Annotated in this window: 25 protein-coding genes and 1 pseudogene; 1 reads left to right on the plus strand and 25 read right to left on the minus strand. The window is 54.0% G+C overall.

What is annotated here, in order from left to right:
- Positions 1–5: 5 nt before the first annotated feature.
- From def to rluD, 8 genes are read right to left on the minus strand one after another with little or no spacing between them, the layout of a single operon-like run.
- Positions 6–515 (minus strand): peptide deformylase, encoded by a 510-nt coding sequence (def, locus tag HAP95_RS08780; protein ID WP_215883875.1) that lies wholly within the window; start codon positions 513–515, stop codon positions 6–8.
- A complete protein-coding gene (locus HAP95_RS08785) occupies positions 515–1,036 on the minus strand; it encodes a glycine cleavage system transcriptional repressor (protein WP_010641569.1) in 522 nt (173 codons plus the stop codon). Before HAP95_RS08785 ends, def begins: the two co-directional genes overlap by 1 nt.
- Positions 1,033–1,662, minus strand: coding sequence for a methylthioribulose 1-phosphate dehydratase (gene mtnB / locus HAP95_RS08790; RefSeq protein ID WP_215883876.1), 630 nt, complete (start codon positions 1,660–1,662; stop codon positions 1,033–1,035). The genes HAP95_RS08785 and mtnB overlap by 4 nt, the downstream gene beginning before the upstream one ends.
- Positions 1,652–2,308, minus strand: a complete 657-nt coding sequence (locus HAP95_RS08795) for an HAD-IB family phosphatase (RefSeq protein WP_226832669.1) — start codon at positions 2,306–2,308, stop codon at positions 1,652–1,654. Before HAP95_RS08795 ends, mtnB begins: the two co-directional genes overlap by 11 nt.
- A complete protein-coding gene (locus tag HAP95_RS08800) occupies positions 2,308–3,480 on the minus strand; it encodes a RuBisCO large subunit C-terminal-like domain-containing protein (protein WP_215883878.1) in 1,173 nt (390 codons plus the stop codon). Before HAP95_RS08800 ends, HAP95_RS08795 begins: the two co-directional genes overlap by 1 nt.
- Positions 3,477–4,028: a cupin domain-containing protein gene (locus HAP95_RS08805; RefSeq protein ID WP_215883879.1), complete on the minus strand. Its 552-nt coding sequence runs from the start codon at positions 4,026–4,028 to the stop codon at positions 3,477–3,479. The genes HAP95_RS08800 and HAP95_RS08805 overlap by 4 nt, the downstream gene beginning before the upstream one ends.
- A gap of 6 nt (positions 4,029–4,034) precedes the next feature.
- Positions 4,035–4,784 (minus strand): peptidoglycan editing factor PgeF, encoded by a 750-nt coding sequence (pgeF, locus tag HAP95_RS08810; protein ID WP_215883880.1) that lies wholly within the window; start codon positions 4,782–4,784, stop codon positions 4,035–4,037.
- Positions 4,774–5,733 (minus strand): 23S rRNA pseudouridine(1911/1915/1917) synthase RluD, encoded by a 960-nt coding sequence (rluD, locus tag HAP95_RS08815; RefSeq protein WP_215883881.1) that lies wholly within the window; start codon positions 5,731–5,733, stop codon positions 4,774–4,776. The genes pgeF and rluD overlap by 11 nt, the downstream gene beginning before the upstream one ends.
- Positions 5,734–5,761: 28 nt before the next feature.
- On the opposite strand from rluD, the gene HAP95_RS08820 reads away from it, so the two are divergent.
- Positions 5,762–6,508, plus strand: a complete 747-nt coding sequence (locus tag HAP95_RS08820) for an outer membrane protein assembly factor BamD (protein WP_226832670.1) — start codon at positions 5,762–5,764, stop codon at positions 6,506–6,508.
- A gap of 53 nt (positions 6,509–6,561) precedes the next feature.
- Here the strand turns inward: HAP95_RS08820 and HAP95_RS08825 are convergent, their stop codons facing one another.
- The 17 genes and pseudogenes from HAP95_RS08825 to HAP95_RS08910 form a co-directional block, all read right to left on the minus strand.
- Positions 6,562–6,900 carry a P-II family nitrogen regulator gene (locus tag HAP95_RS08825; protein ID WP_215883883.1) on the minus strand — a complete coding sequence of 113 codons (339 nt, stop codon included), beginning with the start codon at positions 6,898–6,900 and terminating at the stop codon, positions 6,562–6,564.
- Positions 6,887–8,548 (minus strand): NAD+ synthase, encoded by a 1,662-nt coding sequence (locus HAP95_RS08830; RefSeq protein WP_215883884.1) that lies wholly within the window; start codon positions 8,546–8,548, stop codon positions 6,887–6,889. The genes HAP95_RS08825 and HAP95_RS08830 overlap by 14 nt, the downstream gene beginning before the upstream one ends.
- Positions 8,548–9,420, minus strand: a complete 873-nt coding sequence (sucD, locus tag HAP95_RS08835; RefSeq protein ID WP_215883885.1) for a succinate--CoA ligase subunit alpha — start codon at positions 9,418–9,420, stop codon at positions 8,548–8,550. The genes HAP95_RS08830 and sucD overlap by 1 nt, the downstream gene beginning before the upstream one ends.
- Entirely contained in the window at positions 9,417–9,761 is a 345-nt protein-coding gene (locus HAP95_RS08840) for a hypothetical protein (protein WP_215883886.1), read from the minus strand. The genes sucD and HAP95_RS08840 overlap by 4 nt, the downstream gene beginning before the upstream one ends.
- Before the next feature lies 1 nt (position 9,762).
- Complete coding sequence (gene sucC / locus HAP95_RS08845) at positions 9,763–10,926, minus strand: ADP-forming succinate--CoA ligase subunit beta (RefSeq protein WP_215883887.1); 1,164 nt, start codon at positions 10,924–10,926, stop codon at positions 9,763–9,765.
- Between the two features lie 10 nt (positions 10,927–10,936).
- Positions 10,937–12,226 carry an NADP-dependent isocitrate dehydrogenase gene (gene icd / locus HAP95_RS08850; protein WP_215883888.1) on the minus strand — a complete coding sequence of 430 codons (1,290 nt, stop codon included), beginning with the start codon at positions 12,224–12,226 and terminating at the stop codon, positions 10,937–10,939.
- Positions 12,223–14,160, minus strand: coding sequence for an aconitate hydratase (locus HAP95_RS08855; protein WP_215883889.1), 1,938 nt, complete (start codon positions 14,158–14,160; stop codon positions 12,223–12,225). The genes icd and HAP95_RS08855 overlap by 4 nt, the downstream gene beginning before the upstream one ends.
- A 157-nt stretch (positions 14,161–14,317) precedes the next feature.
- On the minus strand, positions 14,318–15,727 hold the full coding sequence (gltX, locus tag HAP95_RS08860; RefSeq protein WP_215883890.1) for a glutamate--tRNA ligase: 1,410 nt from the start codon (positions 15,725–15,727) through the stop codon (positions 14,318–14,320).
- 126 nt (positions 15,728–15,853) lie between these two features.
- Positions 15,854–16,177 carry a hypothetical protein gene (locus tag HAP95_RS08865; protein WP_215883891.1) on the minus strand — a complete coding sequence of 108 codons (324 nt, stop codon included), beginning with the start codon at positions 16,175–16,177 and terminating at the stop codon, positions 15,854–15,856.
- Positions 16,178–16,232: 55 nt separating this feature from the next.
- Positions 16,233–16,523, minus strand: a pseudogene (locus HAP95_RS08870) (PaeR7I family type II restriction endonuclease); the annotation flags it as partial.
- Positions 16,524–18,278, minus strand: coding sequence for an Eco57I restriction-modification methylase domain-containing protein (locus tag HAP95_RS08875; RefSeq protein ID WP_215883892.1), 1,755 nt, complete (start codon positions 18,276–18,278; stop codon positions 16,524–16,526).
- A 360-nt stretch (positions 18,279–18,638) separates the two neighbouring features.
- A complete protein-coding gene (locus HAP95_RS08885) occupies positions 18,639–18,863 on the minus strand; it encodes an addiction module protein (RefSeq protein ID WP_215853515.1) in 225 nt (74 codons plus the stop codon).
- Between the two features lie 171 nt (positions 18,864–19,034).
- On the minus strand, positions 19,035–19,298 hold the full coding sequence (locus HAP95_RS08890) for a Txe/YoeB family addiction module toxin (protein ID WP_215883894.1): 264 nt from the start codon (positions 19,296–19,298) through the stop codon (positions 19,035–19,037).
- On the minus strand, positions 19,295–19,537 hold the full coding sequence (locus HAP95_RS08895; RefSeq protein WP_215883895.1) for a type II toxin-antitoxin system Phd/YefM family antitoxin: 243 nt from the start codon (positions 19,535–19,537) through the stop codon (positions 19,295–19,297). The genes HAP95_RS08890 and HAP95_RS08895 overlap by 4 nt, the downstream gene beginning before the upstream one ends.
- Positions 19,538–19,694: 157 nt before the next feature.
- Positions 19,695–20,753: a bifunctional transcriptional activator/DNA repair enzyme AdaA gene (locus HAP95_RS08900; protein ID WP_215883896.1), complete on the minus strand. Its 1,059-nt coding sequence runs from the start codon at positions 20,751–20,753 to the stop codon at positions 19,695–19,697.
- 1 nt (position 20,754) lies between these two features.
- Entirely contained in the window at positions 20,755–21,510 is a 756-nt protein-coding gene (locus tag HAP95_RS08905; RefSeq protein ID WP_215883897.1) for an isocitrate lyase/PEP mutase family protein, read from the minus strand.
- Between the two features lie 107 nt (positions 21,511–21,617).
- Positions 21,618–22,166, minus strand: a complete 549-nt coding sequence (locus HAP95_RS08910) for a GNAT family N-acetyltransferase (RefSeq protein ID WP_215883898.1) — start codon at positions 22,164–22,166, stop codon at positions 21,618–21,620.
- Between the last annotated feature and the right edge of the window lie 52 nt (positions 22,167–22,218).

A 22,218-nucleotide genomic window follows, 5' to 3' on the forward strand; every position in this document is an offset into this window, starting at 1 on the left:
TCTGGTTATTGGGATTTCTGGTAATTTTTGCGGCGAAACAGGTCGGTTTTTCGTGACACCAGGCGGTCCAGAAACAGAAATCCGTCCAGATGGTCCATTTCATGCTGCACCGCCCGTGCCTCAAAGCCTTCACATTCATAACTGCGCTCGCGTCCCAACACGTCCTGGGCCTGCACCTGAATGCGCTCGGCGCGGATAACATTGCCGGTAAAATCCGGGACCGACATACAGCCCTCGCGGCCCACCGCCATTCCTTCCCAGGCCATCAGTTCGGGGTTGATGAGCACCATCAGACCATGGCAATCCTCCCCCAGTTTGGGGCGCACATCGACAATGACAATACGCTGATGGCGATCCACCTGAGGGGCGGCAATACCGACGCCCCCCGGACCGGCGTACATGGTTTCGGTCAAATCCCCGATAAATTTTTGCAGTTCATCGTCAAAAACCTGGACGGCTTCGGCCTTGCGCTGCAGACGCGCATCGGGATAGGTGAGGATGGACAGTACCGCCATCAGAATACGGCCGCTTCGATGGGGTGGACACCCACTTCTACCCCTTCTTTTTCCCGCAGGGGCAAAACCGCCTTGCGCACGCTTTCAATGCCATCGGGGGCATAGCCCTGAATGACCATGACGTACAGTGGCCGCTCGGCGCTTCCGGAGCTTTCGCTTTCCAGATCAATCACATTAAAACCGATGGCGGCCAAGGCGCCGGTCACCCCGGCCACAATACCCGGATGATCTGCCCCATAAACTGTGACCCGGGTGTTGGGGAGATCTGCCGCGACCGCAACACTGGAAATAGGATCCAGGTGTACCCGTAAATTCAGGCGCTTGATGGCAGGGTCCAGGGCCATTTCCACGGAGCCCAGGTCTCTGCTGTAGTCAATGACCTGCATGATGGTGAAATAACCGCCCAGACGCATCATGGAAGCGTCACCAATGGAGCAGTCCGCCGTAAACAGCGCCTGGGTGACAGCTGCGACAATACCGGGGCGATCTTCGCCGATGACGGTGAGAAGCGCTTGACTCATGCCTGAACTCCTATAGCGAGGGCTTTAGCCTGTACGAGATAACGAAAACAATATTCCAGCAATTCCAGGTGATGGCGTGCAGACAACAAATCACCGCCCCAGGCAGTGACGCCATGCTGGTGAATCAGCGCGCCGGGCACCGGGGGAATGGCTTGCGCAAAAACAGTATCCATTTCTTTGGCAATGCGGGCAACGTCCTGATGATTGGCAAAAACCGGCAGATCTATTTCGGGTTCCGAATCGGGAATCCCCAGTCCCTTGAGCATCTCCAGGGGCGGCAGACGGAGTTGCCCGTTTCTGGCGAAATGTCCGCAGAGATTGGCCTCAATGGAATGCACATGAAAAACCACCCGGGCTTCAGGAATATGTTGATAAATCACCTGATGGATGGAAGTTTCAGCCGAAGGTTTACGTCCGCTGGCAGCAAGCAGTACCTCCCCCTGGAGGTTTACGGAAACAAAATCTTCGGTATCCAGCAAATCCTTGGGACGGCCACTGGCAGTTATCCAGAAAGTCTCTTCAGCCATGCGCGCCGATAAATTACCTGCTGTTCCCAGCATCCAGCCTCTTTCATAAAAGCTTCGGGCAGCCAGTGCCAGCCCCTGTCGCAAATTTTCATGGTGCATCGGCACCCTCCTTCCACCAACCGCGTGCAGCCAGTGCCGCATTGACATCATCCAGCGTTTCAAAGGGAATGAAAGCCTTGCCTTCCTCCTGCAGATATTGCGCCAGCCGATCACGGGCACAAACCAGAGGGCAGTCGCGCGCCACCCGCAGATCAGTGATGGAATCGCCAATGCAGAGCGCCGTCCCGGGCTGATAATGGGCGAGCACCTGACGTTTGGCCACCAGTTCATGCGCATCCTGCCAGGGCGAAAAAACCCGCAAATTCGGGCCGGAGCAATCCACTTCCAGCCCGTGAATCGCATGAATATCGGCGCGATAAGGTTCCAGGACGATTTCTGCCATGCGGGTAAAGCCACCTGTCACCACAATAAAAGGCACAGCCGCCTGGCGGGCGGAAGCCAGTAAATGTTCCAAACCGGGACGCAAGGCTGTACCCCGAACAAAATCTTCCATTTCCGGCCAGCGTTGGGACGGAATGCCTTCCAGGATCCGGGGTAATCCTTCCCGCAGACTCAAGCGTTGCGCATAAATTTCCGGAAGAACCTGCGCAGCAGTCTCCGGGGCGAAATGCCGCATCAAGGCCACAAAAATCTCCTGCTCCGTGATGGTTCCATCAAAGTCACAGAAAATGGCTTTGGACAGCATCAGGCAGCCCCCCATTTTTCCACGGCCGTGCGCAAAGGTCCGGCGGGCAGATCAGACAGTTTCAGGGAAGCTCCCTCCTGCCAGCGTTCCAGCCCTTCATGAAAGGCCAGCACGCCGCTGGAGGGTCCCATGGGATGATCCATAATCCCGGTCCCCGCGTTGAGAATAACCTCGGGGCCGTAATCTTCCAGAATGGCGCTCAACATACCGGGGTGCACCCCCGCAGAGGGAACTGGCGCTACGCCCCGCGCCCGTAAGGCCGCAACAATGGCCTGCTCATCCGCCTCCGGAAAAGGCAAGCTGCCATAATGGGCAGGATAAAGAACCGCATCTGCACCAGCATAGGACATCGCCGTCCCCAGCACGGCCGCATAGGCAAAACCATAATCGGGTGCAGCGCACCAGGCCCCAGCCAGGGCCGGATGCGCAAAAATCGGGACATTCACTTCCGGATCTGCTGCCAGGGCTTCCAGCATGGGGAATCCATAGGCAAGCACATTCAGGAGCAAGGCATTGGCCCCCCGGTCAGCCAACTGCCGGGCCAGTTCCTGAACCTGCCGGGCATCTCCGGAAAGATTCATGGCGTAGAGTAAATCCCGCCCGGTCCGATCGCGACGCGCCTCAATAATGGGTGCACAGGCTTCCCAGCGGGCCAGCGTAGCAGCCGAAGGCAGGTCCGGCAGAATTTCATCATCTTTGATGATATCCAGACCGGCCATCGCCACTTCTGCCAGAATTTCGGCATGATCCTCAGCACTCAGCCCCAGAGCGGGCTTGAAAATGGCCATAATCAGGGGGCGTTCCGCTACGTTCAGTTTTTCGCGGATACCCGCCAGACCAAAGCGACAAGATTGCCCATACTCGGCGGGTAAGCGTATGGCCATGACCTTGGCCGGACCCGCCAGAGAATATTTCCCGAATATCATGGTCAGCAGACTACCCATGCGTCCATCCACATTTTCGGCGGGAAAACGGATGGTGGCCAGGTGTCGTCCCTCGGGTAATTCATGCAATGCCAGTACTTCAGCGAGATGCCCCCGAAGCTGTTCTTCCCGATGCTGAAAACGCGCGTCCCAGCTTCCTGCAGTCTGCCCGATGGCAATGGCCTGAGCCTGCCGCTGCGCATCGACCCCGGCAGGAAACTGGTAATCCACCTCGATGTAGCCACTCATAAACCGTGAAAACTCTGCAAGGGACGATCCGTATAATGGGGAGTCCATCCGCCTTGGGCGCTGAAGTAACGGACCGCCTTGATCCGCTGGAGTTGATTGAGACGGAACCAGTGCTCCACATCAGCCGGGACATGAATATAATCGCCTGCCATCACCGTCAGCTCGACCTGCTGCGCATCGGGCAGCACAAAGCCAAAAACCCCTTCGCCATCGACGATGTAACGCACCTCTTCATCATCATGGGTGTGAATCCGATGAAAACGGGCGTTGAGTGCCTCCAGCTGGGGGTGACCGGGATAGAGCACTACCAGATCCCGGTCCTGGTACCCTTTTTCAGATTGTAAGCGCCGAAACACCGCATCCAGAGCCCCCAGCAGCTTTTCCTGATCGTCGCCACTGAGTTCTGCCTGGGCCAACAGGGAGCGGCTGCTGTCCGTTGCGGGAACAGGAAGCTTTTCCAGAAGCACACCCAGCGGAGCCAACAGCCCGGCAATGATGTCCGGGTCCGTAACCAGCGCCGGATCACCGGCTCTGCGTAAAGTCGCCATGATGACTTATTCCCTCCAGATCAAAGATGCCATTCGTCCGGTCACTGCATCCCGCCGGTACGAAAAAAATTCGGTATCACTGAAAGTACACAGGCCCCCACCATAAATGGCCGTGGCCCCAACCCGTTGCAGGCGCTGCCGGGCAAGCTGATAAATGTCCGCCAGCCAGCGATCCCCTACCCCCGCACGAAAGGCGCTGACAGCCTGCGGATCTTCCGCAACAAAAGCTGCCCTCAACTCCGGACCCACTTCAAAAGCCTCGGGCCCAATGGCTGGACCCAAGTATATCAGAACTTCCTTGCCAGGCACTGCCAGAGCCGCCACCCCTTTTTCGAGAATACCGGCCAGCAGACCCCGCCAACCGGCGTGAAAGGCTCCAAGATGCTGGCCATCACGACTGCAAGCCAACACCGGCAGACAATCAGCAGTCAACACCGCCAACACTTGCCCCGCAAGATGGGTCACCGCCCCATCGGCTTCGGGAAGCGGAGAGAGGTCTTGAGTAGCTGGAATCTGCAGCAATTCCGTACCATGTACCTGGCGCAGCCATTGTGGTTCCTGGGGTAATTTCAGCAAGGCACGAAGTTGCTCGCGGTTTTTGGCCACGGCCTGACCCACATCACCGACATGATCACCCAGATTGAAGGAATGATAAGGACCTTCACTGCAACCCCCGTTACGTCGGGTGATCGCGCTATGCACTCCCGCTGGCAGCGGCCAGTCGGGGATTAGAATAGATGGTGCATCAGTGGGCACGGCGGGCCTGCCGCAACAAATCCAGCAGTTTTTCCATTTCCTCCGGAAGCGGACTTTCCCAACTCATCAACTCTTCCGTTTCCGGATGGTACAACTTCAAGCGCCAGGCATGCAGGGCCTGACGCCGAAACTGCTGCCAGTAAGCCAAGCCTTCAGCATCCAGTCCCTGGGGCACGCTCATGCGCCCCCCATATACCGGGTCCCCGACCAACGGATGGCCAATATGGGTCATGTGCACCCGAATCTGATGGGTGCGCCCGGTCGCCAGACGCAAACGCAGGAAGCTGTGGCGGGGGAAGCGCTCCACCAGACGAAAATCGGTTTGTGCCGGGCGCCCGTCGGCACGCACGGTCATCCGCAGCCGATCATGGGCATGGCGGCCAATGGGCTCATCCACCCGACCACCACCGGTCATCGGGCCATTCACCAGGGCCAGATACTCCCGGTGCATGGTATGGTCACCCAACTGGTCTATCAGCGACTGCCGCGCCATTTCGGTTTTGGCCACTACCAGCAAGCCGGTGGTGTCCTTGTCCAGGCGATGGACAATACCACCCCGAGGCAAATAGGCGTTATCCGGCAGATGCGCCAGCACCCCGTTCACCAAGGTACCATCCGCATGGCCGGCACCGGGATGAGTCAGCTGCCCGGCCGGTTTGTGGAGGACCAGAATATGCGCATCTTCATACATAATATGCAGAGGAATATCCTGGGCCAGCCAGACACTGGGTTCGCTTTCCGGCCAATCAATGTCTACCGCTTCGCCGCCCTGAATGCGCAGGCTGGGTTTTTCGACGGCGCCGTTCACTCGAATATGGCCGTCTTTCAACAGGGTCTGGATCCGGCTGCGGCTGATGTCCGGAAGCAGGCCACTCAAAACCGCATCCAGTCGTTCACCGGCTTGATCCACTGGCAAAATCATGGGAAGTCCCGTAGTATCGTCGCTCATGGCTCGCCACTATAGACTATTGTCCTTCATGCGCAAACGCTTACTTATTTCATTTTGTTGTACTGCCATTCTGGCTGGTTGTGCCAGCACTCCCCACAAAGGCGATCAGACTGCGGAAACCCATGCTTCGGCTGCACAAATGTATCAGCCCGCCAAGCAAGCCATGGAACGCGGGGATTACACCTCGGCCATTCGTCATTATGAAGAACTGGAAACCCGCTATCCCTACGGTCCCTATGCTGAACAGGCACAACTGGATACTGCTTACAGTTACTACAAGAGTGGCGATTCCGAAGCCGCTGCAGCAGCAGCCGAACGCTTCATCAAACTGCATCCGGCTAACCCCCATGTGGATTATGCCTGGTATTTGAAAGGCATCGCCTACTATGAAGGCATCCAGGGCGCTGAATGGAATCCCAAACCCGCCGAAGAAGCCTTTAGCACTCTACAAACGCTGGCCACACGGTGGCCCCATAGTCCCTATGCTGTCGATGCCCGTCTGCGCATGGCCAAAATCATCGACATTCTCGGCAAGCGCAATCTGGACATCTGCAAGTTCTATTATGTGCGCCACGCTTACGTTGCGGCGGCCAATCGCTGTGATAACGTGGTTACCCGCTACCAGCTCAGCCCTTCAAGGAAAGAAGCCCTGTACTACCTGGTCCGCTCCTACCGGCATCTTAACCTCCAGAATCAGGCGGAAACCGTACGCAAGGTGCTCGCCTACAACTACCCCAAAAGCAAATATCTGGGCGATCTGGGCACAGGCAACTGAGCCGAATCAGGTGATCTCTGAGGGTGCAGCTGGCTGCACCCTGGTGAGCAGGATCAGACCGCCTCGGCACCTTCTTCGCCGGTCCGAATGCGAATGACTTTTTCCACAGCACTCACAAAAATTTTGCCATCGCCAATTTTGCCCGTACGCGCAGAATGTTCGATGGCTTCAATGGCGCGATCCGCCATTTCGTCGCCAACGACTACTTCCAGCTTGAGTTTGGGCAGAAAGTCCACCACGTATTCCGCCCCCCGGTAAAGCTCGGTATGCCCTTTTTGCCGACCGAAACCCTTAACTTCCGTTACGGTCATTCCGGCCAGACCAATTTCCTGCAATGCCTCGCGCACGTCATCCAGCTTGAAGGGCTTGATGATCGCCTCAATTTTTTTCATGGTGTTGCTCCTCGTTCAGGTTATGATGGCCACCCCAGGAAGCGTAGCCGTTGGTAATAGGATAGCGCCGATCTTTTCCAAATGCGCGGGTGCTAATACGCACACCGGGAGCCGCCTGTCTTCTTTTATACTCGGCACGGTCAATTAACTTCAATACCCGCTGCACCGTGTCGGCTGCAAAACCAGAGGCAATCAGTTCTGCCGCAGACCGGTCATTTTCTACATAGGCCGTAATGATGGCATCCAGCACCTCATAGGAGGGCAGACTGTCCTGATCCCGTTGATCAGGCGCCAGCTCCGCCGAGGGTGGCCGACTCAACACCCGCTCAGGGATGACCACGGCATGATGATTACGGTAGTGGGCAAGACGATAGACCAGGGTTTTGGGAATATCCTTGATGACCGCAAAACCACCCGCCATATCACCGTACAGGGTGGCATAACCCACCGCAATTTCACTTTTATTGCCGGTGGTCACCAGCAGGTGCCCAAACTTGTTGGAGTAGGCCATCAACAATCCGGCACGCACCCGCGCCTGCAGGTTTTCCTCGGTGGTATCCACCGGGCGCCCCGCAAACAGCGGCGCCAAGGCCTGCAAATAAGCCTGGAAAACCGGCTCGATGGAAATCAGATCGTAGGAAACCCCCAGACTCTGCGCCTCGGCAATGGCATCTTCAACGCTCATTTCGGCGGTATAACGGGAGGGCATAATCAGAGCATGCACCTGCTCCGCTCCCAAAGCATCCACGGCGATTGCCAGGGTCAAGGCTGAATCCACCCCGCCCGAAAGGCCCAGCACAATACCCGGAAAATGATTTTTACGCACATAATCGCGCACCCCCAGAGTCAGGACCGCATAAACCTCGGCCTCCGTATCGGGTGCCGCAATGAGCACTGCATCGGCTTTTATCTGCAAACCCTGAGTGGTTTTTTCAAAATCCGTGAGGATGACCGCCGTTTCACAAATCGGCCCCCGGGCCACCAACCGGCCCTGTGCATCCACCACAAATGATCGACCGTCAAAAACCAGCTCATCCTGACCACCCACCAGATTCGCATAGCAGATGGGCATTTGCGTCTGCGTCGCCAGCGCGGCCAGCCGACCTTCCCGTTCCCCTTGCTTGTGCCGGTGGTAAGGGGAAGCATTGAGCACCACAAGTAATTCCGCGCCCTGGTCTCTGGAGGCCTGAGCCACTTCGGGACCACACCAGACATCTTCACAAATGGCCACGGCGCAGGAGACTCCCGCACAGTCAAAGGTCAGGGGCTGGGTACCCGGCGTAAAGTAACGCAGCTCATCAAATACTGCGTAATTGGGCAGACAGTGCTTGTGGTAAACCGCCTCTACCTGTCCATTTCGTAACAAGCTGGCACTATTATAAAGTCGCGTGTTGACGCGCTGGGGATGCCCCAACAACAAGGGTAAAGGCGTTTGCGCCGCCAAAGTTTTTACCGCTTCTTCGCAGGCCTGCACAAAGTCTTCACGCAGCAGCAGATCTTCAGGAGGGTAACCACATAAAGCCAGCTCCGGAGTTACCAGCAAGTCGGCACCCGCAGCTTTTGCCTCTTGTGCTGCCGTCAGGATCAATGCCACATTCCGGTCAATGTCACCGACCCAGACATTGCACTGCGCCAGAGCGACGCGCATTAACGACTCAACAAAGCTGCGGCGCGCGTACCCAATTCAGCCGGAGAATGCACACAATGTACCCCCGCCGCCTCCAGTACCGCGTATTTTGCCGCAGCAGTTCCGGCATTGCCGTCGATGATCGCGCCAGCATGCCCCATACGCTTGCCCTTGGGCGCCGTTGATCCGGCAATAAAAGCCACCACTGGCTTGCTGACGCTGGACTGAATATAGTGGGCCGCTTCTTCTTCCATGCGTCCGCCGATTTCGCCAACCATGATAATCAGCTCGGTTTGTGGATCGGCCTCAAAAAGCGCCAGAACCTCGACAAAACTCATGCCAATCAGTGGATCGCCGCCAATACCGACACAGGTACTCTGGCCCAAACCCAGGCGAGTAGTCTGCTCAACCGCTTCGTAGGTCAGCGTACCGGAACGGGAGACAATGCCGACTTTACCCGGACGGTGGATGGAACCCGGCATAATCCCGATTTTTGACTGTCCGGGAGTGATAATACCGGGACAGTTGGGACCAATCAGGCGCGCCGTCGAGCCCGCCAGATAGTGTTTCACCATTAACATGTCATGCACCGGGATCCCCTCGGTAATGCAGACAATCAGTTCAATGCCCGCAGCAGCCGCTTCAATAATGGCATCGGCCGCAAAGGGGGAAGGCACATAAATCACACTGGCTTCGGCGCCGGTTTCCCGCACCGCATCAGCCACCGTATTAAAAACCGGCAAATCCAGATGGCGGCTACCCCCTTTTCCGGGCGTGACCCCGCCAACCATGCACGAACCGTAAGCCACGGCCTGCTGCGAATGAAAAGTTCCCTGCTTGCCGGTAAACCCCTGGCAGATAATACGGGTGTTCTGAGACAGCAATATGCTCATATATGCACCAAAACAAGAATTAACAGTAGAATAATGACGGCTTCACCCAGCAATAAAAGCAGTAGGTAAGAATTACGCCGGACAATGGGCCGGGCTTGATTCATATCGCTATGCAGTGCGGCGAGATCTTGCCGGAGACGCTCCAGATCATCCACCTGAGCCACCGTTTTCAGGCGCTCGTCCAGAATCTGATCCAGAAGTACCGCCATTTCCGCCATGCGCTCGGCAGATTTTTGATCAGCGCCGCGTTTTACATAGGCATCGGCCAAGCGCGAAATCAAGGGGCCGGAATTGCGCAATACCGGCCACAACCGCTGCAACCAGAAAATATTGATGGACACCTTAGCCCTGAGCGGCAGCTACCGCTTTCACAGCGGCATCCGTCAGACCATCTGCAGAAATCAACGACAGGCCACTTTCTCTCAGCAATGCCATTCCTTCCTCCTTGCGGGTCCCCTCCAGGCGCACCACTACCGGCAGATGGATGCCCACCTCAGCTGCGGCCTGAATAATGCCTTCTGCCAGTAAATCACAACGGGTAATGCCTCCGAAAATATTGACGAGAATGGCTTTGACCCGGGTGTCAGACAAAATCAGTTTAAAAGCCTGGGTAACCTTGTCTGCCGCCGCACCACCACCTACATCCAGAAAGTTGGCGGGTTCCCCACCATGCAGCTTGATCATGTCCATGGTCGCCATAGCCAGTCCAGCACCATTGACCATGCAGCCGATGTTCCCTTCCAGGGAAATATAATTGAGCCCAAACTGTCGAGCGGTAATTTCCCGACCATCCTGCTGGGTGGAATCAAACAATTCGTCAGATTCGGGATGCCGATACAAGGCATTGTCATCCATAACCAGCTTGGCATCCAGCGCCAGCAGACGGCCATCGCTGGTGACCGCCAGCGGGTTGATTTCGACCATCAGGGCATCCAGCTTCTGGGCAAGACGATACATGCCCTGCATGATTCGGGTCAGCTGCTGCACCTGACTGATATCGAGACCCAACTGAAATCCGAGCTGCCGAGCCTGAAAGGGCAAAAATCCGGTGCTGGGATTAACAACCAGCTTTTTCAAGGCTTCCGGCCGGGTTGCGGCCAGTTCCTCAATATCCATGCCGCCTTCCTGGGTCGCGAGAAAGGTAATTCTGGCTTGTCCCCGGTCCACCATCAGCGCCAAATACAACTCGCGGGCAATACTGCTCGGTTCCTCAATCAACAAAGCCGCCACATGCTGACCTTGCGCACCGGTCTGGGCGGTAACCAATCGTTTTCCAAGCAGTTCCTGGGCGGCTTTTTCCACTTCGGCAATACTGTGGACTACCCGCACCCCACCGGCTTTGCCCCGGCCTCCGGCATGCACCTGGGCTTTCACCACCCAGGCCGGGCCACCCAGTTCACGCGCCTGATTCACGGCTTCACGCACCGAAAAAGCGGGAATGGCGCGAGGGACCGGAACCCCTTCTTCAGCCAACAAACGCTTGGCCTGATACTCATGCAGATTCATGAAAATTCCTTTAAAAACGGCGGATCAGCGCTGCCGTAAAATCTGTGGTGCGCAATGCCGGCACATCACCCCGCAAGGCCGCCAGATCACCGGTGACGTCACCGGCAGCAATGGCGGCATTCATGGCCGCCACAATAGCCTGAGCAGCTTCTCCCCAGCCCAGATGCTCCAGCATCATGACGGCCGACAAAATCAGCGAACTGGGATTGGCCTTGCCCTGTCCGGCAATATCAGGCGCCGTACCATGAGTGGCTTCAAAAATCGCGTGGGTATCAGAAAGGTTAGCACCGGGTGCCATGCCAATACCCCCTACTTCTGCGGCCAACGCATCAGAAACATAGTCACCATTCAAATTCAGCGTGGCAACCACTGAGTAATCTTCCGGACGCAGCAAAATCTGCTGCAGAAAATTATCGGCAATCACGTCCTTGATGATCAGCTTCCCGTCGGCAATGGCCTGCTGCTCGGCTTTCTGTCCTGCCGCCTTACCTTCTGCCTTGCTGATGGCGGCCTTTTGCCTCCAGGTAAATACCCGTCCGGCGAACTCCCGCTCCGCCAGGGCATAACCCCAGTCACGGAAACCGCCTTCGGTGAATTTCATGATATTACCCTTGTGCACCAGACTGACAGAGGGCTTGCCATGCTCCAGAGCGTATTGAATGGTACGCCGGATCAGACGTTCCGAACCTTCCGTGGATACGGGTTTAATGCCGATGGCAGAACTGTCGGGAAAGCGGATTTTTGTGACGCCCATTTCTTCCCGCAGAAATCGAATGACTTTTTCTGCTTCGGGACTACCCGCAGGCCATTCAATACCGGCGTAAATGTCCTCAGAGTTTTCGCGAAAAATGACCATATCCACTTTTTCCGGATGACGCATGGGGCTGGGCGTCCCCTCAAAATAGCGCACCGGCCGGAGGCACACATACAAATCGAGCTCCTGACGCAGAGCCACATTCAGGCTACGAATCCCCCCGCCCACCGGGGTTTCCAGAGGGCCTTTGATGGCGACTTTATACTCCCGAATGGCGGCCATGGTCTCATCGGGCAAATACTGCCCCTCACCATACAGTTGCACGGCCTTCTGTCCGGCAAATAATTCCATCCAGGCAATCTGCCGCTGTCCCCCATAGACTTTGGCCAATGCCGCATCCACCACACTGCGCATGGCCGGGGTCACATCACAACCAATCCCGTCACCTTCAATGAAGGGAATAATGGGTTGATCAGGCACCTGCAACACCCCATTAAGCAGCGTTAAGGGACTTCCGGTTGCTGGTTTCTGAATATGGGTCGTCATGACACCTGCTCCAGTTGTTCACTCGCCCAGGACAAGGCCCCACCCTTCAAAATCAATTCCAGATCACGGGCGCTGGCAAGTTGCGGCATCACCTCAATATCCAGACCCTGAGTCTCATCGCGCAACATCAGGGATTTCCCCAGAGTCAGGCCCGACAGATCAAGGCCCAGCTGATCACCCGCCTGCACCTTGGCGTAATCTTCAGCATGCACAAAAGTGAGCGGCAATATCCCGAAATTAATCAGATTAGCGAGATGAATCCGGGCAAAAGACTGTACCAACACCCCCCGAACGCCCAGATAGCGAGGTGCCAACGCAGCATGTTCGCGGCTGGACCCCTGACCATAATTATGTCCTGCCACAATAAAACCACCGCCGGATGCCTTGGCCCGACTCGGGAAAGTTTCATCCACCATATGAAAAACAAATTCGGAGATTGCGGGCAAATTGGAGCGCAAAGGCAGCACCTTGGCCCCCGCCGGCATAATATGATCGGTCGTGATATCGTCTTCGAGACGAATCAGTACCTCGCCTGCCAGATGCGCGGGCGCGGCCTTACCCGCCGGTAACTTGGCGATATTCGGACCGCGAATAATTTCAACCTCCGTGCCCTCAGGCGCAGGGGCCAGCACCATGCGATCATCCACCAGGAACTGCCCCGGTAAATCGACGTGAATAGGTGCCAGGCCCAAATCGCGGGGATCAGTAATCTCGCCGGTCAGGGCGCAGGCCGCACAGGTTTCCGGACTCGCCAGATAGACCTCGGCGTTTTTGGTGCCGGAACGCCCGTAAAAGTTACGATTGAAGGAGCGTACGGAAACCCCCTGGGTTGGTGGTGCAAAACCCATCCCGATACAGGGTCCGCAGGCAGATTCCAGAATACGTGATCCGGCGCCAATAAAGTCCAGCAACCCGCCATCCTTGGTGACCATTTCCATGACCTGACGGGAACCCGGAGAAACCCCCAGACTGACCCCATCCGCAACCACCTTGCCCTTGAGCATCTGCGCGACGGTCATCAGGTCGGTGTAGGATGAATTGGTACAGGAACCGATGGCCACCTGGGCTACCTTGGTTCCGGCCACTTCCCGCACTTTTTTGACATTATCCGGGCTATGCGGACAGGCAATCAGGGGCTCCAGCGTATCCAGATTGATTTCGAGCACTTCGTCGTAACTCGCATCCGCATCAGCCACCCACTCTGACCAGGTAGCCCCACGCCCCTGGGCAGCAAGATAGTCCTGGGTTACGCCATCACTGGGGAAAACACTGGTGGTAGCCCCCAGTTCCGCCCCCATGTTGGTAATAGTCGCGCGCGCAGGGACACTCAAATGTTCCACCCCCGGGCCGAAGTACTCAAAGACCTTGCCCACCCCGCCTTTGACGGTTTTCAGACGCAATACTTCAAGAATAATGTCCTTGGCACTGACAAAGGGCTGCAATTTTCCCGTCAGTTTAACGCCCACCACTTCCGGCATATTCAGGTTGAAGGACAAACCACCCATGGCCAGGGCAATATCCAGCCCGCCCGCACCAATAGCCAGCATTCCGGCACCGCCAGAAGTCGGCGTATGGGAATCCGAACCCAACAAGGTACCACCCGGCTTGGAAAACCGTTCGAGATGCACCTGATGACAAATACCATTGCCCGGCCGACTGAAATGGACCCCGTATTTCGCGGCGAAGCTCTGCAGAAACCGGTGATCGTCCGCATTTTCAAAGCCGGACTGCAGCATATTATGATCGACATAGGAAACAGACAGTTCAGTGCGTACCCGAGGCAGACCCAAGGCCTCAAACTGCAGATAGGCCATGGTTCCGGTGGCATCCTGGGTGAGCGTCTGATCAATACGGATAGCTATCGGACTCCCCGCCTTGAGGGTGCCACTTACCAAGTGCGCGGCAATAATTTTCTGGGTGACGTTCATAGCCATGAGCTGATCTCCTGAGCTGGAAAATACGATCGGGAACTGCGCTTGACTCCATCATCGCAAATGAACTGCCCGACGCCAAGTATCAGCAGCTGCTAAAATCCCTGAAAACAGGAAGGATGCGCGTAGATCACCCAACCCAAATTGCTTGGGGCTGCGCTCAGACCGCCGCAAGCCAGCTGCGAGCATGACGGATACGGGCAAGCGTCTCGTCTTTTCCCAACAGCGCCAAGGTGCCATCAATAGGCGGGGAAACCGCTCGCCCGGCCACGGCAACACGTAACGGCTGCGCGATTTTTCCCATTTTTCCCTCGGCATGACTGACTGCCAATTCCTGAATGGCACTGTGAATGGCCGCCGCCGTCCATATTGGCAAGGTCTCCAGATGCTGGAGGAGACTCTCCAGCAAAGCGCTCTGACCATAAAGATGTTTTTCTACATCTTTGACCTCACCCGTCACTGGTGCCAGATAAAACATGCTGGCGGCCCCGGCCATTTCTACCAGCGTCTTGGCGCGCTCCTGCAATAAGGCGACGACCGCAGACAAGTCAGGGCCTTGGGCCAGACTCGCCTCGGTGATGCCGTGTGCGTCCAGATATGGCCGTAAATGCCGAGCCAGACCCTCGGGACTCAGACGTTGCATGTGCTGGGCATTAATCCACAGCAATTTTTCCGGATTAAATGCCGAAGCCGCCTTATTAACGGTATCAATCTGAAAAAACTCAATCATTTGTTCGCGACTGAATATTTCTTCGTCACCATGAGACCAGCCCAGGCGAATCAGAAAATTCAGCAGGGCATCCGGCAAAAATCCCTGCTCCCGATATTCCAGCACGCTGACAGCACCGTGCCGCTTGGAAAGTTTCTGCTTGTCCGGCCCGAGAATCATCGGCACATGGGCGTAAATCGGCAGACCTGCACCCAAGGCCTGCAAAATCTGCATTTGTCTGGGGGTATTATTGAGATGATCATCGCCCCGGATAACATGGGTAATACCCATGTCCCAGTCGTCCACCACCACACAGAAATTGTAAGTAGGGGTTCCATCAGAGCGGGCGATAATCAGATCATCCAGTTCGCTGTTCTGAAAGCTGACCCGACCATGAATCAGGTCTTCTACCACCGTTTCGCCCGTATCCGGACTGCGAAAACGGATAACCGGCGTCACCCCCTCACGGGCGGTACTGCGCGTCCGGCAACGCCCGTCATAACGGGGCTTTTCGCCGCGCGTGCGTTGTTCTTCACGCATGGCATCCACTTCTTCACGGCTGCAATAACAGTAATAGGCAGTCCCTGCTGCCAACATCTGCGCCAGCACTTCCCGATAACGATCCATGCGTTGTGTCTGGTAAAAAGGGCCTTCGTCCCAATCGAGTCCCAGCCAGGCCATACCTTCAAGGATAGCAGCCGTCGCTTCAGGAGTAGAGCGCTCCAGATCCGTATCTTCAATACGCAGCACAAAACGCCCCCCCTGGCGGCGGGCATGTAACCACGAATACAGCGCGGTGCGAACACCCCCAATATGTAAATAACCAGTAGGACTCGGCGCAAAACGGGTACGAACAGACATGAGCAATCAACCTGCAGCAGTAAATCTAGAGTCAAATGATAACAGGCACGCTCTGGCTTCGGTATCCTTGAAGACGAAGTTAGCGCCCCTGGCATCCCCCGGCATCGTATGAACTCTAACGTGGAGTTAAGGCGCGCGCCGCTTTTGGCGCGACCCGCTTGGACGAGGGGTTAGGCTGGTCTGTGACTCTACAAGGCGCCCAGTTACGTACTTATGAAGGACACTGGACATCAGTGTTTGATAAGGAATTGCCTCTTCCGCAGCCTTGGCTTGAATATCGTCGAGGTCTCTGGATGAGATGCGAATATTAACCCGCTTATCTTTAGCCAATGAGGTAGAGGCCATTGCCGCATAATGTGTGATTTCACTTTTTCCCTTTGGAGATGGGTACCATTCTCCTCTTTCAAAAGAAGAGAGAATCTCTTCTTCAAGTTTGCTTTCTTTGTCCATTTCAATGCTCCTCACTAAGATATATTCGTGTGGCTTTCCTGCTCGGGATAATCGTTTTCAGAATGACAAGAAGATCCCAGAGCTTTGTCGACCTGAAATAGCCGGGCAGTGTCAGCATTGCCCGATTCTGATGAATCTCGGCATGGGCGAGTCCATTGGCCCGCACGATGTCGAGTACCAAAGCCAGGAATCCGTCCATGTTCTTGCCAGCGGTAACGCCAGCACGCTCGCCTTGGTCAGCCTTCCCGGACTCAATCTGCTTTTGCCTCGCTGCCTCACGGTTTCCCCAGAAAGCTTTTACGGCCTCATGGGCCTTTTGTTCGTAATCAACAAGATCGAGAGCCATTTATTCTCCATTGCCTCCAAGGGTAGATCGTTCTTCGTGGCTCAGGCCATACAGCTTGAACACGGCGCGGTTGCAGGCTTGAAAATCCCGCTTTGTTGCAGCTTCCGCCAGCTCTGTCCGCAACACTGTCGAGACATCCGCCCATTGGGGAATGCGGATGCGACGCAGATATTGCGCCTGAAACCGGAGGAATCCGCCTTGCATTTTGGTTGAATAGGTCGCCATGAATAGACGTGTGACGACTGAAAGCATCACAGCTTGCAATGGCCTCAATTCCCACTCGTCGGACGTGACGTAGTAAAGGTTGTGGTGCGGGTACAACTCCCCACCCTCAAAAACGATATGGGCCTCGCCTTTGATGTCGGGAATCAGGAGCTTCGGCCTCGATGCCAGCGCTGGGGTGATGCGGTCGATTGTGCGATACCAGTTGGCCGGAGTCTTCTGGGCGCAGTAACGGCCCGCGATAGCCTCCCGTCGCGCCTCCAGGTAGCGGCGCAAGCGCGGATAGTTCCGCAAATCGACAAGGCCGCTACCCTCGGCGAACGGATTGATGACGCCTTGGCCGCGCCACTGCACCTCGCCGGACAGGATGTCTTTCGTTGTAACCAGCGGCAGTTTGCGATCAGGCTCCACGTCGAGTGCGTCAAAGTCGCCGATATAGGCCTTGTCCGCGCCGGTTGCTACGCCGATACCTACCTTGCAGCCCACCTCTTCCAAGCTCGGAAATTGCTTTTCAAGGCGGCGAATCAGCGCCATCTGATCCGAAGATTCGAGCAACCACGGTTCCGACCCATTAGGGACTCGAGCCAGTTCGCGTACCGGCCCGGCCTCATTCGGCAGGTTCCGCGCACGCAGTGCGTCGGCCAAGATCGCCAGCGCGTCCCGGTCGATGGCTGGGCGATGGGCAATGCGTGCCGCGCCGGGCGTTTCCCGGCTGATGATAGTGATGGCCGGGTAGGCGATCACATCGGAGTGAAACGCAGGGGTGTCCACCATATCGACATAGATTTTCAGGTGGAACTGATCGGCCACGAGGCTACGAAGCGGCCCGCCATAGCGGTTTTTCATCCAGCGATCCGCACAGATAAAACCCAGACTCCCACCCTTCGCCAACGCTGAAAGCGAGCGCTCGATGAACGGGATGTAGATGTCGGCTCGGTCATACATCGTCTGGTAGCGGCCACGATACTCAGCCAGCAACGGTGCTGGAATCAACTCTTGGCGAACATAGGGAGGGTTTCCGACAACAAAGTCGAATTGCCCTTCAAGTGGTGCGAGAAGGAAATCCCCCTGCACAAGCCAACGATCAGCAAGTGCTACTGCGGATTGATCCTCTATCGCTTCTTGCTTAAGCCGCTCGATCACGGCTGCTCGGGTGGCAGAAAAGGTCAAGCGATGCAGTTCAACAGCACGAATTGCGTCGCCTAACTCTTCGACTACAGTTTTTATGTGTTGCGATGATCTCCACGCTATCAGTAGTCGTCCGATTGCTGGTAATAGAAAGTCACCACCACCGAATGAAGGCTCCAAAAGTCGCTTTTCATGGAGCGGTTGATCCTCCGTGTAGCCAGCCAGATCGAGGATGAAATCCACTACCTCTGCGCGTGTAAAGATTGCCCCGCGAGATTCGGTTCCTGCTGCTGTAGCCAATTTTTCAATCGCAGCAGCGACCATCGGCGAATGAGTGCAAACCGACTCGCCAAACAAATCAAAATTACGCTGCCCGGATGCTAAGTTAATGTTTCTATTTAACATGCGCTCATTGCTCGACTAGCAGCTAACGGGGCGCGAGTTGTGCGGCACCCGCTCGAACGAATTGTTAGATTTATTCGACACGAGAGCGCCAGTACTCGGGACGGCGATGCAAGTGAGCGACAGCAATGATGACAATCTCACTCGCTGTTGGTTCGTAGATGAGGCCATACGGGAAGCGGCGCAACTGACACCTTCTGATGTGGCCACCTAACGGCGACCAGGCATCAGGAAACCCTCGAATACGTTGGATGGCAAGCCAAGCTTCATTCCGGAACTCGCTTCCCAAGCCAGCACGCTCATTGTTGTAATAGCCAATTGCCTCGACCAACTCTCGCTGCGCAGGATATAGCAGCCGGATCGTCAAATTGACTGACCCAGTTCGGAAAAGACCTTCTCTGCATCTACTGCGCCGAGCTCACCAGAACGATAAGCTGCCATGCGATCCTCAGCTTCCTTGAGCCACAAGGAATCCACGGCCCGGTCAGGTTGATCCAAACTTCCTATGAGGCCTTCCACGAGTGCCGCACGATCTCCGGGCGGAAGCCGAAGGGCCTCTTGTAGTACCGATTTTGCTGAAGTTGACATGATTTAGTCTCCGCGCCACGCGCCATCCATTTTACCCTCAACCGCCAAGCAAATCTAACGCCGAGTTAAACGGCGCCGGGCGCAGCCCGGTGTCCGTTTGAACGATTTGTTATGTTTCTTTATTCGTAATGTGTCCATAGCCGCAGGATCTTGACGATTTGTTATGTTTCTTTATTCGTAATGTGTCCATAGCCGCAGGATCTTGACGATATGCTCTTGCTCTAGGACTTCGTACACAATGCGGTGCTGGATATTGATTCGGCGGGAATATGCGCCGGCAAGATCACCAACGAGTTTTTCGTACGGCGGTGGATTTTGATAAGGATTCTCCTCAAGCACCTTCAGCAAGTTCACTGCCTTTTCCTTGAGGCCTGATGCAGTGAGCTTCTTCGCGTCTTTTTGCGCGTGCTTGGTATAAAGCAGCTGCCACCTCACCAATCGAGATCCTTCGCACATTCAGACGCTGGAGTTTTCATACCCTCTTGAATCGACTCGCGCATTCCCGGGATGGCAAGCAAATTGAGCGTTTCAGATATCGCATTCCAATCTTCTTCCGAAATCAGAACAGCGTTACCTCGTTTGCCTTTTATGACAATGGGTTGATGAGAATCTGTGGCTTCATCGATAAGGCTGTACAGCTTCGATCTCGCCTCTGTCGCGTTGAGTATGGTCATGTTTAACCCTCTTTTGATTCAAGCGTACGCTATTACGCACGGTTGTTCAAGGTCGATTTTTTAAACATAACGTTCAAGCTCAGCGGTGAAAAAAGAAGGCGCGTATTTTTGCTTTGCAAAAATCGTGATTTCTTTTTTTGTCCGCTGGAGCGTGTTGTTATGTGCTGGCATATTGCCGCTCGTGTTCAATTAGCCAACGTTTTCTTTCAATTCCACCACCATACCCTGTCAGTTTACCATTTTTCCCAATCACTCGATGACAAGGTACGATAATAGAAATTCTATTAAAACCATTAGCAGAGGCAACGGATCTAACAGCTTTTGGTTTGTTTATTTTCTCGGCTTGTTGTTGATATGTTGATGTTTTACCGTACGGTATTTCCCTTAAACATTCCCAAACTAAATTTTGAAAGTCAGTACCAGGCATTTGAAGTTTAACGTCAAAGGTTTTTCGCTGACCATTAAAGTATTCGGCTATTTCTTTTTTGGCTTTTTTCATATGTTGATTTTCACCTGCGATTATTTTGGCATTCAGCAATTTCTGTAGGTCTTTAAATTCTGTTTCCAGCATTCTCCTGTCAACAAATTCCAGCAAACAAACGCCATTGTCGGTAGCGCAGACGAACATAGGCCCCAAAGGGGTCGTTAGTCGGCTAATTAAAATGATGGTTTTCTCAACACTATTTTTAGGTGATTTTCCAATGAGTTTTTTATAAGTATATCCAAATCCACTTAACGATTCGTACCCTGTGTCAAATGCTATCCCTGTCGCTCTCTTACCACCTTTTAATTCTTGAAACGCATTATTTATTCGATACATCCTTTGATATGCCTGAAAAGTCATTCCATAATTTTTATTGAACCAGCGTCGTACCAGTTCCGGGCTAATTTTATTCTGTTTAAGTTGATAGTCAGAAATTTTTTCTTTCGGATTTTTCTTCACCATATTGATAGCTGCTTCAACTTGCTTAGGTGCTTCATTGGCGTTTTCTGTTGGTTTGCATATCTTGCACGGTCGATAACCGGAATCGAGAGCCTCTTTAAAAGTGGTATAGAACTCGACATTTTCGAATTTTGGTTTTCTCGCACGGCAGGCCGCAATACAAAAGACGGAGGTGGTTTTTACACCCACATAAAAAATACCAACATAGCTTGGTTCTCTATCTATCAGCGCTTGATAATAAGTGTTTTTCTGTTTTTTATTAGTAACTAGCATCTTAAAACATCGATTTGAAAGACTGTAACTTTACGACAGAACTCAGAGTATTTTCAAAGTGATTGTACATATTATCGAACAAGAAGTTGCCCATACTGATTCTTTTTACACCTAGTTCCTTTAGCTTTTTGAAGTCTGGCAAGTTTGGCATACACATAACGTTAAGTGGTAGATAACTACTTTTGGTAATTGCTTGAATATCGTCTTCATTTTCAATGCAAGGCACAAACACACCATCAGCTCCCGCTTGCTCAAACAAATGGATTCGCTTTTTAGTCTCGTCGACTGGATTATCACGACCTAGCAGGAATACATCTGTTCTAACGTTGATGAAAATATTCACTTCGTCGTTTTCAAGCTGTTGCTTAATTGTAGAAAGGGTCTCTGAAAATGAAGCAGCATCAAGTAACGTTCGCTTTTGGGTAACCACACTATCTTCAATATTAATCCCAACGACACCTAGATTAGCTAGCGTTTTGATGTTGTCTGCGATCTCATATGGTTCTCGGCTATAGCCTGATTCAATGTCCACAGTAAGAGGAAGATATGTATTTGCGATTATTCTTTCTACAACATAGCAAAGCTCGGAAAACTTCATCATCTCGCCGTCTTCATATCCCAGCATATTTGCAATTGCGGCACTAGATGTACCAATGGCTTGAAAACCCAATTTCTCCACTATCTGAGTGCTCATGGCATCCCAAACGTTACTAATTAGTAAAGGAGCATCTTGGTTGTGTAAATTTTTGAATTCCATATATTGTCTCCTGCTTTAAGTTGAGCACAAAGTATTACAAATGAAATTCAATCAACAACCGAAAATTGGACAAGTATTTTTTCTGCACTGGCACATAACGTCGAAGCTCAGGGGCGCGCTGCTTTTGGCGCGTCCCCTGGAGCGCCTTGTTGGGCGCATTCTTTGAACAAGCGCAAGGCCATCTGTTCTTCGTCATAATATGTTTCACCCATTTTCAAGCCGCGCTCTTCCATTGCGAACGATTTAAAGCCTTCTGAAGAATAGAGGTTCTTTGCTCTTGAGTTGGACGCGACAACCGTCAAGTTGATTTGCTCCAAACCTTCTATCTCTCTAGCACGCTTAATGGTTTCTTGGATGAGTCTTCTGCCAATTCCCATGCCAGATGCGTCTGCACGCACATACATTCGGTAAAGTAATCCTTTATGTCTGAATTTTGCACGAGTCTCCCGCTCAAAGCTGACCACTCCAACCAATTGACCATCTGCTAGCCAAGCACCAAGTGTGAAGGCGTCTGGTCGGCTGGAGGCGAAAGGAACCATGGGTTCTCCGGCATCCTGCGCGGCAGTGCGGAACGACTCAACGTGTTCACTTAGTCCGTTAAGAATCAGAGCTTGATAGGCCACCGTATCTGCGGACGTTAACTCGCGAATTGTCATGATTTCCGTAAATAGCTCACAGTGACTTGGTTTGCGCCTAACGTAAAGTTGA

It is taken from the genome of Acidithiobacillus sulfurivorans (assembly GCF_018853815.1).
In the GTDB taxonomy this organism is placed as follows: domain Bacteria; phylum Pseudomonadota; class Gammaproteobacteria; order Acidithiobacillales; family Acidithiobacillaceae; genus Acidithiobacillus; species Acidithiobacillus sulfurivorans.